Source organism: Thalassospiraceae bacterium LMO-SO8 (assembly GCA_031655335.1).
In the GTDB taxonomy this organism is placed as follows: Bacteria; Pseudomonadota; Alphaproteobacteria; order Rhodospirillales; family Casp-alpha2; genus UBA1479.
Genome location: CP134226.1, coordinates 2,048,179 through 2,062,207, shown reverse-complemented (window position 1 = coordinate 2,062,207; position 14,029 = coordinate 2,048,179). Strand labels below are relative to the sequence as shown.

At 65.7% G+C, this 14,029-nt stretch carries 12 protein-coding genes and 1 pseudogene; 10 read left to right on the top strand and 3 right to left on the bottom strand.

What is annotated here, in order from left to right; translation table 11 throughout:
• Positions 1-6: 6 nt before the first annotated feature.
• Positions 7-1,797 (top strand): succinate dehydrogenase flavoprotein subunit, encoded by a 1,791-nt coding sequence (gene sdhA / locus RJ527_09960; GenBank protein WND74371.1) that lies wholly within the window; start codon positions 7-9, stop codon positions 1,795-1,797.
• Positions 1,798-1,818: 21 nt separating this feature from the next.
• Positions 1,819-2,595 carry a succinate dehydrogenase iron-sulfur subunit gene (locus RJ527_09955; protein ID WND74370.1) on the top strand — a complete coding sequence of 259 codons (777 nt, stop codon included), beginning with the start codon at positions 1,819-1,821 and terminating at the stop codon, positions 2,593-2,595.
• Positions 2,596-2,665: 70 nt separating this feature from the next.
• Here the strand turns inward: RJ527_09955 and RJ527_09950 are convergent, their stop codons facing one another.
• Positions 2,666-2,905 carry a DUF6494 family protein gene (locus RJ527_09950; protein WND74369.1) on the bottom strand — a complete coding sequence of 80 codons (240 nt, stop codon included), beginning with the start codon at positions 2,903-2,905 and terminating at the stop codon, positions 2,666-2,668.
• Positions 2,906-3,119: 214 nt separating this feature from the next.
• Between RJ527_09950 and RJ527_09945 the strand changes: the two genes are divergently transcribed.
• On the top strand, positions 3,120-3,749 hold the full coding sequence (locus RJ527_09945; protein ID WND74368.1) for an FMN-binding negative transcriptional regulator: 630 nt from the start codon (positions 3,120-3,122) through the stop codon (positions 3,747-3,749).
• Here the strand turns inward: RJ527_09945 and RJ527_09940 are convergent.
• Positions 3,746-4,585, bottom strand: a complete 840-nt coding sequence (locus tag RJ527_09940; protein ID WND74367.1) for a sterol desaturase family protein — start codon at positions 4,583-4,585, stop codon at positions 3,746-3,748. The genes RJ527_09945 and RJ527_09940 overlap by 4 nt on opposite strands.
• A gap of 219 nt (positions 4,586-4,804) precedes the next feature.
• On the opposite strand from RJ527_09940, the gene RJ527_09935 reads away from it, so the two are divergent.
• The 4 genes from RJ527_09935 to nadC all read left to right on the top strand — a co-directional run bounded on the left by RJ527_09935 (position 4,805) and on the right by nadC (position 9,588).
• Positions 4,805-6,256 (top strand): SAF domain-containing protein, encoded by a 1,452-nt coding sequence (locus tag RJ527_09935; GenBank protein ID WND74366.1) that lies wholly within the window; start codon positions 4,805-4,807, stop codon positions 6,254-6,256.
• A 111-nt stretch (positions 6,257-6,367) separates the two neighbouring features.
• Positions 6,368-7,453 carry a cell division protein ZapE gene (gene zapE, locus RJ527_09930; GenBank protein ID WND74365.1) on the top strand — a complete coding sequence of 362 codons (1,086 nt, stop codon included), beginning with the start codon at positions 6,368-6,370 and terminating at the stop codon, positions 7,451-7,453.
• A 180-nt stretch (positions 7,454-7,633) separates the two neighbouring features.
• Positions 7,634-8,704 (top strand): quinolinate synthase NadA, encoded by a 1,071-nt coding sequence (gene nadA, locus RJ527_09925; protein ID WND74364.1) that lies wholly within the window; start codon positions 7,634-7,636, stop codon positions 8,702-8,704.
• Between the two features lie 35 nt (positions 8,705-8,739).
• On the top strand, positions 8,740-9,588 hold the full coding sequence (gene nadC, locus RJ527_09920) for a carboxylating nicotinate-nucleotide diphosphorylase (protein ID WND74363.1): 849 nt from the start codon (positions 8,740-8,742) through the stop codon (positions 9,586-9,588).
• An 18-nt stretch (positions 9,589-9,606) separates the two neighbouring features.
• Here the strand turns inward: nadC and RJ527_09915 are convergent, their stop codons facing one another.
• Positions 9,607-10,413: a class I SAM-dependent methyltransferase gene (locus RJ527_09915; protein WND74362.1), complete on the bottom strand. Its 807-nt coding sequence runs from the start codon at positions 10,411-10,413 to the stop codon at positions 9,607-9,609.
• 301 nt (positions 10,414-10,714) lie between these two features.
• Between RJ527_09915 and mdh the strand changes: the two are divergent.
• The 3 genes and pseudogenes from mdh (at position 10,715) to sucD (ending at position 13,977) form a co-directional block, all read left to right on the top strand.
• A pseudogene (gene mdh / locus RJ527_09910) lies at positions 10,715-11,668 on the top strand (malate dehydrogenase).
• Between the two features lie 234 nt (positions 11,669-11,902).
• Positions 11,903-13,099 carry an ADP-forming succinate--CoA ligase subunit beta gene (gene sucC, locus RJ527_09905; protein WND74361.1) on the top strand — a complete coding sequence of 399 codons (1,197 nt, stop codon included), beginning with the start codon at positions 11,903-11,905 and terminating at the stop codon, positions 13,097-13,099.
• A 2-nt stretch (positions 13,100-13,101) separates the two neighbouring features.
• Positions 13,102-13,977 carry a succinate--CoA ligase subunit alpha gene (gene sucD, locus RJ527_09900; protein ID WND74360.1) on the top strand — a complete coding sequence of 292 codons (876 nt, stop codon included), beginning with the start codon at positions 13,102-13,104 and terminating at the stop codon, positions 13,975-13,977.
• Positions 13,978-14,029 lie beyond the last annotated feature (52 nt).

Genomic DNA, 14,029 nt, shown 5'->3' with positions numbered 1-14,029 from the left:
TCGCAAATGTCCAAGGCCTACGAACTCACCGATCACAAATACGACGTCGTCGTGCTGGGCGCCGGCGGCGCCGGCCTGCGGGCGACGCTGGGCATGGCGGCGGCGGGGCTGAAGACCGCCTGCATCACCAAGGTGTTCCCGACCCGGTCCCATACCGTGGCGGCCCAGGGGGGCGTGTCGGCCGCCCTCGGCAACCTGGATGAAGACCATTGGGAATGGCACATGTACGACACCGTCAAGGGTGCCGACTGGCTGGGTGACCAGGACGCCATCGAATACATGTGCCGCGAGGCCGTGCCGGCGGTGATCGAAATGGAACATTTCGGCATGCCGTTTTCCCGCACGGATGACGGGCGCATCTATCAGCGCCCGTTCGGCGGCCACATGCGCAACTTCGGCGAGGCCCCGGTGCGCCGCGCCTGCGCCGCCGCCGACCGCACCGGCCACGCCATGCTGCATACCCTGTATCAGCAGTCGCTGGCCCATAACGCGGAATTCTTCGTCGAATATTTCGCCCTCGACCTGATCATGAGCGACGACGGCGTGTGCGAAGGCGTCATCGCCTGGAACCTGGACGACGGCACCATTCACACCTTCCGCGCCCATCAGACCGTGATGGCGACGGGCGGCTACGGCCGGGCCTATTTCTCCTGCACCTCGGCCCATACCTGCACGGGCGACGGCAACGCCATGTTCGCGCGCGCCGGCCTGCCGCTGGAAGACCACGAATTCGTGCAGTTCCACCCCACCGGCATCTACGGCGCCGGCTGCCTGATCACCGAGGGGGCCCGCGGCGAAGGCGGCTACCTGACCAATTCCGAGGGCGAGCGTTTCATGGAACGCTACGCACCGACGGCCAAGGACCTGGCGTCCCGCGACGTCGTGTCGCGCGCCATGACCATGGAAATCCGCGAAGGCCGCGGCATCGGCGACAACAGCGACCACATCATGCTGCACCTGGAACACCTGGGGGCCGACACGCTGATGAAGCGCCTGCCCGGGATCACGGAAACGGCCAAGATCTTCTCCGGCGTCGATGCCACGAAGGAGCCGATCCCCGTGCTGCCGACCGTGCACTACAACATGGGCGGCATCCCGACCAACTACATGACCGAGGCCCTGAACCCCACGGACGACGATCCCGATGCGGTCTCGCCCGGCATCATGGCCGTCGGCGAATGCGCCTGCGCGTCGGTGCACGGGGCCAACCGGCTCGGCACCAATTCGCTGCTCGACCTCATCGTGTTCGGCCGCGCCGCCGGCCTGCGCGCCGCCGAGACCATCAAGCCGGGCTCGCCCCTGCGCCCCTATCGTTCGGGCTGCACGGACAAGGCGCTGGATCGCCTCGACCGCATCCGCCATTCCTCGGGCGGCACCAAGGTCGCCGAAATCCGCGACGCCATGCAGCGCACCATGCAGAACGACGCCGCCGTCTACCGCACGTCGAAGACGTTGAAGGAAGGCTGCGAGAAGATGGATCAGGTGTGGAAGTCGAAGGAAGACATGCGCATCGAGGACCGCTCCATGATCTGGAACTCGGACCTGGTCGAGGCGCTGGAGCTGGAAAACCTTCTGATCTGCGCCAAGGCGACGATCCATTCGGCGGAAGCCCGCCACGAAAGCCGGGGCGCGCAGGCGCACGAGGATTACCCCGACCGCGACGACGCCAACTGGATGAAGCACACGCTCGCCTGGGTCAATGAGGACGGGTCCGTGCGGCTCGACTACCGGCCGGTCCATACCTGGACGCTGACGGACGAAGTCCAGTACATCGAGCCCAAGGCTCGCGTGTATTAAGAGAAGGAAGGAACGCAGCACATGGTCGAATTCAACCTTCCCGCCAACTCGCGCATCACCGAGGGCAAGACCGTCAAGGCCGCCCCCGACGCGACCAACATCCGCAAGTTCAAGGTCTATCGCTGGGATCCGGACACGGACGATCTGCCCAGGGTCGACACCTACGAGGTCGACCTCGACCGTTGCGGACCGATGGTTCTCGACGCCCTGATCAAGATCAAGAACGAGATGGATTCGACCCTGACCTTCCGCCGGTCGTGCCGCGAAGGGGTCTGCGGATCCTGCGCCTTCAATATCGACGGCACCAACACCCTGGCCTGCACCAAGGCCATCGAAGACATCAAGGGCGACGTGAAGATCTATCCGCTGCCGCACATGCCGGTGATCAAGGATCTGGTGCCCGACCTCAACGTGCCCTACGCGCAGCTGAAATCCATCGAACCCTGGCTGCAGGCCGACACCCCAGCGCCGACACGCGAACGCCTGCAAAGCCCGGAAGAGCGCGAGAAGCTCGACGGCCTGTGGGAATGCATCCTGTGCTTCTGCTGCCAGACCAGCTGCCCGAGCTATTGGTGGAACGGCGACCGCTACCTGGGCCCGGCCATCCTGCTGCAAAGCTACCGCTGGATCGCCGACAGCCGCGACGAAGCCACGGGCAAACGGCTCGACAACCTGAACGACCCGTACCGCCTGTACCGCTGCCACACCATCATGAACTGCACCAACACCTGCCCGAAGCACCTGAACCCGGGCCTGGCGATCGCCGAGATCAAGAAATCGATCGCGGCAAGGCAGTAGGTTTCAGTTCGTTCGACACAGAAAAGCCCGCCTCACGGCGGGCTTTTTGCTGTGCAATGCACGCCCCGGATCAGTCGTACGACGGCGTGCCGTGCGGGTCCTCGGGCTCGAGCGTGATGTCGCTGGTGATGTCGTGGCTCAGGCCCAGTTCGGGAATGCTGAGGGTCACCTTGGCGGTCACGCCGCCATCTTCGGCCAGCTTGCCGGACGCCAGGGCGGCGCGCACGGCGCCCTCGATCTCGCGCTGGCTGGTCACGCCGACCTGTTTCAGGAATTTCCTGATCTGCATGTTGAAATGTTCTTCGTCCATCGGTCCCTCCGTTGTCCGGGTCGCGCCGTCCGCCATTGAACGGGCTGTCCCCCTCCGCGTCCTGGCAACCTAGGCCGTGGCTTCCGCCCGGGCAACGCCAAAGCGGCCCTTTTCATTTGGTGGAAATGGTCCTTTCATGGGGACCCATCCCGGGCCTAAACGGAAACTTGGCGCGGCACGGGCCCCGCCCCGGATGAATGTAAGGACCACCACCATGTACCGCCCCAAGATGTTCGACATCGACGACGCCAACGACATGCACGGGATCATCCGCGCCAACGGCTTCGCCGTCCTGGTGACGGCGGGCGCCCAGGGCATGACCGCGAGCCATGTGCCGCTGCACCTGATCGACGACGGGGAATTCGGCCTGCTGTGGGGGCATCTGGCCAAGGCCAACGACCAGTGGCAGGCGTTCGACGGCACGGCCGAGGCCCTGGCCATTTTCGGCGGACCGCACAGCTATATCTCGCCCACCTGGTACGCGACCGAGAAATCCGTTCCGACCTGGAACTACGAAGCCGTGCACGCCTACGGCCGGCCCAAGGTGATGGACGACCCGGCGGACGTCGCCGCGCGGCTGGCGTCGCTGACCGGCCAGTACGAGGGCGAGGGCCCCGGCGCCTGGTCGCCGCGCAACCTGCCCGCCGATTTTGTCGCGGCGCAGTTGAAGGGCATCGTCGCCTTCGAAATGCGGATCGAGCGCCTGGAAGGCAAGCGCAAGATGAGCCAGAACCGCAAGCCCGAGGACGTCAAGGGCGCCATCGGCGGCCTCAAGGCGACCGGCCGCCCGGCGGATGCGGAAGTCGCCGGTATCGTCGCCAAGGCCAACAAGGACCGGCTTTAGGATTTGCGGAACGGTTGAACCAGCAGGTCGGCCATGCCCAACCGCGCCGGGTCTCGAAAATCGCCGACTCCGATCGCCATGGCGTCATGACCGTCGCGGGGCTGGGCCCGGTAGGTGCCGAACAGACGGTCCCAGACCGACAGGTTGAATCCGAAATTGCTGTCCGTCTCGTCCCGGTGGACGGAATGGTGGACCCGGTGCATGTCCGGCGTCACGAGAACACGGCGCAGGGCGGCGTCGAGCCAAAGGGGCAGGCGCAGGTTCGCGTGATTGAACAGAGACGTCGCGTTCAACGCGACCTCGAACACCACCACGGCCGCCGCCGGGGCGCCCAGGGTCAGGACCAGGGCGACCTTGATGGCGATGGAGAGCAATATCTCCAGCGGGTGGAAGCGCACGCCCGTGGTCGTATCGATGGCGAGGTCCGAATGGTGAACCCGGTGCAGCCGCCACAGCACCGGAATGTAGTGCACGGCGACATGCTGGACATAGATGGCGAGATCCATCAACAGCAGGGAAATCCAGAAAGCCGCCCAGCCGTCCAGCCCGAGCAGGGGCAACAGCCCCCAGCCCTTGTCCGCCGCCAGCACCGCCGCCGCCACGGGCAGGAACGCGGGCAGCGCCCAGGCCACGGCGCGCACCGCCAGGGTATCGACCACGACCAGGGCCGCATTGCGCGGCCAGCGCTGTCCCCGGCTCGTGTCGGGGCGGCGCGGCCACAGGGCTTCCGCCGCCGCCATGGCGATCAGCATGCCGGCGAAACAGCCCAACCGCAGCAGGGGTTCATGGGCCGTAATGAAGTCGTTGAGCGCGGTCATGTCTTGGTCTTGGATCATGTGATGAATGGCCGGGGGAATCCGGCGCCGGGCCTGTTTCCCGTTCCGAATTGGGATGCGATTGTAGTATGGTGCCTTTTCCCCCGGGCGGCCAGCAGGGCCACGGAAATGTGATGCCTGGGGGGACGCGCCGCGCCCAGCCGCACCAGGGCCGGCCGCCAACCTGGGAAGTGGTGCCTGGGAACGGGTCCGGTTAACGGATTCGGGGAAAGGGAACGGATGAACCTTAATTCGCTTCTGCACGCGCGCGCCGATGCGGGAAACCCCGTGCGCGTCGGCGTGATCGGTGCCGGCAAGTTCGGCTCCATGTTCCTCAGCCAAGCCCTGCATCATCCGGGCTTCCACGTCGTCGGCGTCGCCGATCTGAACCCCGCGACGGCGGAAAAGGCCTTGTTGAACACGGGCTGGCCGAAGGAACGGATCACCCGCCATTCCGCCGCCAAGGCGCTTAACAAGGGCATGACCTTCGTCACCGACGACGCCTTGTCGTTGATCGAACACGGCGGCCTGGAAGTCGTCGTCGAGGCCACGGGCATCCCCGAGGTCGGCATCAAGCATGCCCTCGCCGCGTTCAATCGCGGCCGCCACGTGATCATGGTCAATGTCGAGGCCGACGTGCTGGCCGGCCCGCTTCTGGCCAAAAAGGCGGCCGAGATGGAGGTCGTCTACTCCATGGCCTACGGCGACCAGCCGTCGCTGATCTGCCAGCAGGTCGACTGGGCCCGCACCATCGGGCTCGAGGTCGTCGCCGCCGGCAAGGGCACCCTGTACATGCCCGAATTCCATGCCTCGACGCCGGACACGGTCTGGGCCCATTACGGGCTGACCGCCGAGCGCGCCAAGGAAAGCGGCATGAACGCCAAGATGTTCAATTCCTTCCTCGACGGCACCAAGTCGGGCATCGAAATGGCCGCCGTCGCCAATGCGACCGGCCTGACGCCGGCCCCCCATGGGCTCGACTTTCCGGCCGTGCCGGTGGATGAGCTGGCCTCGACCCTGATTCCGAAAGAGGCCGGCGGCCAGTTGCACCACAAGGGCCAGGTCGAAGTGATTTCAAGCCGCGAACGCTCGGGCGAGGACCTGGAGAACGACCTGCGTTGGGGCGTCTATGTGGTGTTCGAAGCCCCCACCGACTACGTCAAGCGATGCTTTTCCGATTACGGCATGATCACCGACGCCGGCGGCGGCTATTCCGCCCTGTGGCGCCCCTATCACCTGATCGGGTTGGAGCTGGGCGTGTCCGTCGCCTATGCGGCGCTGCTGAAACAGCCGACGGGGGCCTCGACCCGGTTCGTCGGCGATGTCGCCGCCTGCGCCAAGCGCGACCTGCGCGCCGGAGAGGAGCTGGACGGCGAAGGCGGATTTACCGTCTGGGGCAAACTGATGCCCGCCGCCGACAGCCTGCGCACCAAGGCCCTGCCCATCGGGCTGGCGCAGAAGATCAAGCTGAAACGCCCCATCAAGCAGGGCGCCATCGTGACCTGGGACGACGTGGACCAGGACCGGACGGACGCCACCTATCAGTTCCGCCGCGAGATGGAGGCCCTGTTCGGCCCCGTGCCGAAGACCCCGGCGGGAGCACCGCCGTCGACCCCCGGCGGCGCTTCGGACGGGTCCGCATCCGACCCCACGAAACCCAAGAACAACCAGATCGCCGCGGCGGGGAACTGATCTTCCGCCCCGGCGTCCCCGCCCAATTCCCGAAGACATGAAAGGTGACCGCAACTGTCGATCACCCGCACCCCGCAGGAAGCCTATGACGCGCTGATCAGGAACGGCGACGTGCGTCCCGACCCTGCCCAGGCCCATGCCATTGGGCGCCTGCAGGATCTGTCCGAACGGCTGCGGGGATACGGCACCCAGATGGGCCGTTCCGGCTGGGCCGCGCGCTTAGGATTGGGCGGGCGCAAGCAGCCCCCGCCCAAGGGCATCTACATGTGGGGCGGCGTCGGGCGCGGCAAGACCATGTTGATGGACCTGTTCTTCGAACACACCCCGGTCGAGGCCAAGAAGCACGTCCATTTCCACGCCTTCATGCAGGAAGTCCACCGCCGCATCCACGCCTTCCGCGAGGCCCAGAAGGCGGGCAAGGTCGGCGAGGAAAAGGACCCCCTGCCGGCTCTGGCGCGGGTCATCGTCGATCAGGCCTGGCTGCTCGCCTTCGACGAATTTCACGTCACCGACATCGCCGACGCCATGATCCTGGGCCGCCTGTTCGAAACCCTGTTCGAACAGGGCGTGGTCGTGGTCGCGACCTCCAACCGTCATCCCCGGGACCTGTACAAGGACGGCCTTCAACGCGAACGGTTCGTGCCGTTCATCGAAACCTTTATCGAGAAGATGGAGGTCATCGAACTGGATTCCGGCACCGATTACCGCCTGCAACGGCTACAGGAACTGGACATCTACATCACCCCCAATTCGGCCGAGGCGGACAGAAAGCTTGAAAAGGCCTTCCGCGAGCTGACCGTGGGCATGGAACCGCGGGCGGTGACGCTGGCCGTCAACGGCCGGTCGATCGACATTCCGCTGGCCGCCGAGGGCGTCGCCTTCACCACGTTTTCGGACCTCTGCGCGCGGCCGCTGGGGGCCGGCGATTATCTGGCGATCGCCGAAAAATTCCATTCCGTGGTGATGAACGGGGTGCCCAGGCTGGGCCCGGAAAAACGCGATCAGGCCAAGCGCTTCGTGACCCTGATCGACGCGCTGTACGACGCCAGAGTCAATTTCGTCTGCGCCGCCGACGCGCCGCCGACGGAACTTTACACGCAGGGCGACGGCGCGTTCGAGTTCGAACGCACGGTCTCCCGCCTGATCGAAATGCAGTCGCCCGAGTACATCGCCCAGCCCCACGGCGGCGGCGTCTAGGGCGAATTGCCACCCGTGCCGTCCAGGCACAGGTGTCATGCGACTGAAAAATACAGATTGACCCGGAAGCTTGTTCTGGTTTTCTTAAGGTCTGAACCTATATTAGGGTTCAGAGACACCCTCTGAGGCTGGCCGCGATGCCGTCGGTCGAGGGAAGACGTTTCAAGGAGCTTTCAGGCAATGGCCGCCGATATGACCCCATTGATCGTGCCCGATACGGTGATCCCGGCGGGCCCCGAGGCAACCTCGTGGACGGACGTCGACCCGAATATCGACCTGTGGGCGGAGATCGACCGCCTGCGCAAGGAAAAGAACGCCGTCATCCTGGCCCACTATTATCAGGATCCGGAAATCCAGGACCTCGCCGATTTCGTGGGCGATAGCCTCGACCTGTCGCGCAAGGCGGCGGCCACGGAAGCCGACATGATCGTGTTCTGCGGCGTACGCTTCATGGCCGAGGTCGCCAAGATCCTGAGCCCGACCAAGACCGTGGTGCTGCCCGACCTGGAAGCCGGTTGCTCGCTCGAGGAAAGCTGCCCGCCCGACGACTTCGCCAAGTTCGTGGCCCAGCATCCGGACCACATCGTGGTCACCTACATCAATTCATCGGCCCGGGTGAAGGCGCTGTCGGACGTCATCGTGACGTCGTCCAACGCCGAACACATCGTGCGCAACCTGCCGGCCGACCGGCCGATTTTGTTCGCGCCGGACAAACACCTGGGCGCCTATATCCAGCGCCAGACGGGCCGCGACATGATCTTCTGGAACGGCGCCTGCGTCGTCCACGACATGTTCTCGGAACGCGAACTGGTCAAGCTGAAGGCGCGCCATCCGGACGCCCCCGTCGCCGCCCACCCGGAATGCCACGAGGGCATCCTGAAGCACGCGGACCATGTCGGCTCGACCCGCTCGATCCTCGACTACGTGGTCGCGCATCCCGCCGACACGGTGATCGTCGCCACGGAACAGCACATCTTCCACCAGATGCAGAAGTCGGCCCCCGGCAAGACCTTTCTAGCCGCCCCCGGCGCCGACGGCACCTGCAACTGCGCCAACTGCCCCTATATGGAGCTGAACACCCTGGAAAAGCTGTACCTTTCCATGGTCAACGAGGCGCCCCGGGTGGAAATCGACGAGGACCTGCGCCTCAAGGCCCTGAAGCCGCTTGAGAAGATGTTGGAAATGTCGCCCCCGGCCAAGGCAGGCCAGGACGCCAAGAGCCAGAACGGCAAGGGCAAGGCCGCGGCCTGATCGCCGCCGCCCGCCGCCTTTCCAGCTTAACGCAGATGACCTTCACCCCTCCCGATCCGGCCGACATCAAGGCCGCCGTCGATGCCGCGCTGACCGAGGACATCGGCCAGGGCGACGTGACGACCCGCGCTACCGTGCCCGCCGGCACGCAGCTGACCCTCGACCTCAACACCCGCCAGGACATCGTCGTCTGCGGCATGCCGGTGGCGCTGGAGGTGTTCCGCCGCCTCGCCCCCGAGGCCCAGGTCGAGGTCTTCGTGGCCGACGGCGACCGCGTCGCCAAGGGCACCCATCTGGCGCGTCTCACCGGCACGGCCCAGGGTCTCCTGTCGGCGGAGCGCACGGCCTTGAACCTGTTGCAGAAGCTGTCCGGAATCGCGACCGTGACCCGCCAGTACGTCGACGCCATCGACGGCACCGGGGCGGTGCTGCTGGACACGCGCAAGACCATTCCGGGTCTGCGCGGCCTGTCGAAATACGCCGTGCGCGCCGGCGGCGGCACCAACCACCGCATGCGCCTGGATGACGGCATCCTGATCAAGGACAACCACGTCGCGGTCTGCGGCGGCTCGGTCGGCGAGGCCGTCAAACGCGCCAAGGCCGCGAACACGGGGCTCGAGGTGCGCTGCGAATGCGACACGCTCGATCAGGTCCGCGAGGCGGTCGAGGCCGGGGCCGACTCCCTCCTGCTCGACAACATGCCGCCGCCCGTGCTGCGCGAGGCCGTGGCCTGGGTCGCCGGGCGCGTGCCGCTGGAGGCATCCGGCGGGGTCAAGCTCGACACCATCCGCGCCATCGCCGAAACGGGGGTGAACTACATCTCCGTCGGCGGCATCACGCAAAGTGCCCCCGCCGTCGATATCGGCCTCGATCTCGCCGAGTAACCTCCGCTTCTTCTGAAATCAACGCCGAACGCAGGCCGCCTGCGTGTTGTAGCGCACGCCGACCATGCCCTCGGCGTCGGCATGGCGATGGGCGATGTCGAGGATCGCGGCGCGGGCCGCATCCTCGCCGTGCACTTCTTTATAGGGCGCCATCTTGGAGCGCGACAGCATGAGCCCGGCGAAGCCTTCCGGCGTGAGGCGCCAGGTCCAGGGATGGACGGTCTCGGTCACGTCCCGTGCCCAGTCGAGGGCATGCAGTTCCGCCATCAGGTTCCAGCTGCGGTAGTTGCGCCAGTACCCCTCGACCGAGGTTTCGACCTCGGTCTCGAACGCCGCCATCAGGGGATCGCCGTACAGATCGCGGTTGTTGTAAAGGATGACCATGACCCCGCCCGGCGCCAGCACCCGCGCCGCGTCGGCGTAGAACCGGGGCCGGTCGAACCAATGGGCCGCCTGCGCCGCCAGCAGCAATCCGACCGTGCCGTCGTCGAACGGCAGGGCCTCGGCCTCTCCTTTCACCACCGAAACGTCCGGCCGATCGGCCAGCGCCGCCGACGCCTGGGCCCGCATGTCGCCGTTGGGTTCGACCACTCGGGCGGTCCAGGCGTCGCCGCCGCCATCGCCGAGCGCCGCCATCATGGCCCGGGTCGAGATTCCCGTGCCGCCGCCGATGTCGGCCAGCAGACGCGGCACGCCGGGCGTTTCCGCCCAATAGGCCCGCACGGCGGCGAGCGCTTCCGCCGGATAGGTCGGGCGGAATTTCTCGTAGACTTCGGCCAGGCCGGTGAAGCGGGCCGTGTTGTCCGTTTGCGTGGCATCGTTCATGGCGCGACTATAGCGCCGGACGCGGACCCGGCGCATCGCCGGAACACTTGGCGGGCGCAGAATTTTTTCATCCCCCGGCGGGAAGAGGCTTGCCGAGAGAAACTTACTGTGGGATATTGTATACCAGATTGTGACACCAAGGGGTGGGCAGCCAGTCCCGGTTGCCCTGGGGAACGTTTCGCGCTACGAACAGTTTGAGATTCTTGGGGTTCTTGGGGACTTCCGGGGCCAATCCCGTTGTCCCGATCCGGAATCCGGGAAATCGCTTCACCACAAACGACTCGCGGCAAGGGATTTAAAAATGGCACGCAACAAAATCGCGCTCATCGGCGCCGGTAACATCGGGGGCACGCTGGCCCATCTGGTCGGCCTCAAGGAACTGGGCGACGTGGTGCTTTTCGACATCGTCGACGGCATTCCCCAGGGCAAGGCCCTGGACATCGCTGAATCGGGCCCCGTCGAAGGCTTTGATTCCAACATGAAGGGCGCGAACAGCTACGCCGCCATCCGCGGCGCCGATGTCTGCATCGTCACCGCCGGCGTCGCCCGCAAGCCGGGCATGAGCCGCGACGACCTGATCGGCATCAACACCTCGGTCATGCAGTCCGTGGGGGCCGGCATCAAGAAGTACGCGCCGAACGCCTTCGTCATCTGCATCACCAACCCGCTGGACGCCATGGTTCAGGTCCTGCGCGACGCCTCGGGCCTGCCCCACCGCAAGGTGGTCGGCATGGCCGGCGTTCTCGACAGCGCGCGGTTCCGCACCTTCCTGGCCGAGGAATTCAAGGTCTCGGTCGAGGACGTCACCGCCTTCGTGCTGGGCGGCCACGGCGACACCATGGTGCCGTCGGTGCGCTATTCCACGGTCGCCGGCATTCCCGTGCCCGACCTGATCAAGATGAAGTGGACGACCCAGGCCAAGATCGACGCCATCGTTCAGCGCACCCGCATGGGCGGCGGCGAGATCGTCGCGCTCTTGAAGACCGGCTCCGCGTTCTACGCACCGGCGTCGTCCGCCATCCAGATGGCGGAAAGCTACCTGAAGGACAAAAAGCGCGTCCTGCCCTGCGCCGCCTATCTGTCGGGCGAATACGGGGTCAAGGGCATGTACGTCGGCGTGCCGACCGTGATCGGCGCCCGGGGGGTCGAGCGCATCGTCGAGATTCAGCTGGATGCCGACGAGAAGGCCATGTTCAAGGCCTCCGTCGCGGCCGTGAAGGGTCTGCTCACCGTGACCCAGCGCCTGATGAAGAAGGCCGCCGCCGCCGCCAAAAAGGCGCCTGCGAAGAAAAAGGCGCCCGCCAAGAAGGCTTCGGCGAAAAAGCCGGCGGCCCGCAAGGCACCGGCGAAGAAGAAGGCCGCCGCACCGGCGGCCGCTTCCACGCCGCCGACGAAGTCGTAATGAGCAACCGCCCGCGCCCGTCCCCCGGGCGCGGGCCGGTTTTTCAGGGAAACTTAACCAGCAGAGTTGGGAGTTTGAGGGGACGCAATGAATATCCATGAGTACCAGGGCAAGCAGCTGCTCGCCAAATACGGGGTCGCCGTGCCGAAAGGCAAGGTCGCCTATACCGTCGACGAGGCCGTCTCGGCCGCCCAGGAACTGGGCGGACCCGTGTTCGTGGTCAAGTCCCAGATCCATGCGGGCGGCCGCGGTGCCGGCAAGTTCAAGGGCAACGAAGGCGGCAAGGGCGGCGTCCGTGTCGTCAAGTCCGTCGACGACGTCAAGGCGAGCGCCTCGGAAATGCTGGGCCAGGTCCTGGTCACCAAGCAGACCGGCCCCGAGGGCAAGGAAGTGAAGCGCCTGTACATCGAGGAAGGCTGCGACATCGCCCGCGAGCTGTACCTGTCGGTGCTGCTCGACCGCGACTCGTCCCGCATCGTCATCATGGCGTCCACCGAGGGCGGCATGGATATCGAGGACGTTGCCCACAACACCCCGGAAAAGATCATCAAGGTGTTCATCGACCCGGCCACCGGCATCCAGGCGTTTCACGCCCGGCAGGTCGCCTTCGGCCTGGGCCTTGAAGGCAACCAGGTGAAGTCGGGCGTCAAGTTCGTGATGGCGCTGTACAAGGCGTTCATGGACCTGGATTGCTCGCTGGTCGAGATCAACCCGCTGGTCGTTACCGGCTCGGGCGACGTCATCGCGCTCGACGCCAAGATGAACTTCGACGACAACGCGCTGTTCCGCCACAAGGACGTGGCCGAATTGCGCGATGAGGACGAAGAAGACCCGACGGAACTGGAAGCCGCCAAGCACGAGCTCAACTACATCAAACTCGACGGCTCGATCGGCTGCATGGTCAACGGCGCCGGCCTGGCCATGGCGACCATGGACATCATCCAGCTGGAAGGCGGCTCGCCCGCCAACTTCCTGGATGTCGGCGGCGGCGCCACCAAGGAACGCGTCACCGAGGCCTTCAAGATCATCCTGTCCGACCCCAACGTCGAAGGCATCCTGGTCAACATCTTCGGCGGCATCATGCGCTGCGACGTCATCGCCGAGGGCGTGGTCGCGGCCGCCAAGGAAGTCAGCCTGAGCGTGCCCCTGGTGGTTCGCCTGGAAGGCACCAACGTTGAAAAGGGCAAGCAGATCCTCGCCGACTCTGGCCTTCCCATCAAATCCGCCGACGACCTGGGCGATGCCGCCCGCAAGATCGTCCAAGCCGTGAAGGAGGCCGCGTAATCATGTCGGTTCTGGTCAACAAGAACACCCGGGTCATCTGCCAGGGCTTCACGGGTGCGCAAGGCACCTTCCATTCCGAACAGGCGATCGCCTACGGCACCAACATGGTCGGCGGCGTGACCCCCGGCAAGGGCGGCACCAAGCACCTTGACCTGCCCGTGTTCGACACGGTCAAGGACGCCCGCGAAGCCACCGGCGCCGACGCCTCCGTGATCTACGTTCCGCCGCCCTTCGCGGCCGACGCCATCCTGGAAGCCATCGCGGCGGAAATCCCGCTGGTCATCTGCATCACCGAAGGCATTCCCGTGAAGGACATGCTGGCGGTGAAGCGCGCCCTTCAGGGTTCCAGCACGCGCCTGATCGGGCCGAACTGCCCGGGCGTCATCACGCCGGGCGAATGCAAGATCGGCATCATGCCGGGCCACATCCACAAACCGGGCGTGGTCGGCATCGTGTCCCGTTCGGGCACCCTGACCTACGAAGCCGTGGCGCAAACGACCAAGCCCGGCCTGGGTCAGACCACCTGCATCGGCATCGGCGGCGATCCCATCAACGGCACCAACTTCGTCGACTGCCTTAAGATGTTCGTCGAAGACGACGCCACCAAGGCCATCGTGATGATCGGCGAGATCGGCGGTTCCGCCGAGGAAGAGGGCGCCGCGTTCCTCAAGGCGTCGGGCACCAAGAAGCCCGTCGTCGGCTTCATCGCCGGCCGCACGGCCCCTCCGGGCCGCAGAATGGGCCACGCCGGTGCGATTATCTCTGGCGGTAAAGGTGGTGCGGAAGATAAGATCGACGCCATGAAGGCAGCCGGAATCCACGTATCGGATTCCCCGGCCGCCCTCGGCGAAACGATGATGAAGGTGTTCAAGGGGTAACCCGCGCCTGGGATCGACCCGGCGCGGCCCCCATATCAGGGAGGGCGCGCCG

What these genes read in the sequence shown, in the direction of transcription:
- sdhA (WND74371.1), top strand. Translation starts at nt 7, where the DNA reads ATGTCCAAGGCCTACGAACTCACCGATCACAAATACGACGTCGTCGTG.
- RJ527_09955 (WND74370.1), top strand. Translation starts at nt 1,819, where the DNA reads ATGGTCGAATTCAACCTTCCCGCCAACTCGCGCATCACCGAGGGCAAG.
- RJ527_09950 (WND74369.1), bottom strand. Translation starts at nt 2,905, where the DNA reads ATGGACGAAGAACATTTCAACATGCAGATCAGGAAATTCCTGAAACAG.
- RJ527_09945 (WND74368.1), top strand. Translation starts at nt 3,120, where the DNA reads ATGTACCGCCCCAAGATGTTCGACATCGACGACGCCAACGACATGCAC.
- RJ527_09940 (WND74367.1), bottom strand. Translation starts at nt 4,585, where the DNA reads ATGATCCAAGACCAAGACATGACCGCGCTCAACGACTTCATTACGGCC.
- RJ527_09935 (WND74366.1), top strand. Translation starts at nt 4,805, where the DNA reads ATGAACCTTAATTCGCTTCTGCACGCGCGCGCCGATGCGGGAAACCCC.
- nadA (WND74364.1), top strand. Translation starts at nt 7,634, where the DNA reads ATGGCCGCCGATATGACCCCATTGATCGTGCCCGATACGGTGATCCCG.
- nadC (WND74363.1), top strand. Translation starts at nt 8,740, where the DNA reads ATGACCTTCACCCCTCCCGATCCGGCCGACATCAAGGCCGCCGTCGAT.
- RJ527_09915 (WND74362.1), bottom strand. Translation starts at nt 10,413, where the DNA reads ATGAACGATGCCACGCAAACGGACAACACGGCCCGCTTCACCGGCCTG.
- sucC (WND74361.1), top strand. Translation starts at nt 11,903, where the DNA reads ATGAATATCCATGAGTACCAGGGCAAGCAGCTGCTCGCCAAATACGGG.
- sucD (WND74360.1), top strand. Translation starts at nt 13,102, where the DNA reads ATGTCGGTTCTGGTCAACAAGAACACCCGGGTCATCTGCCAGGGCTTC.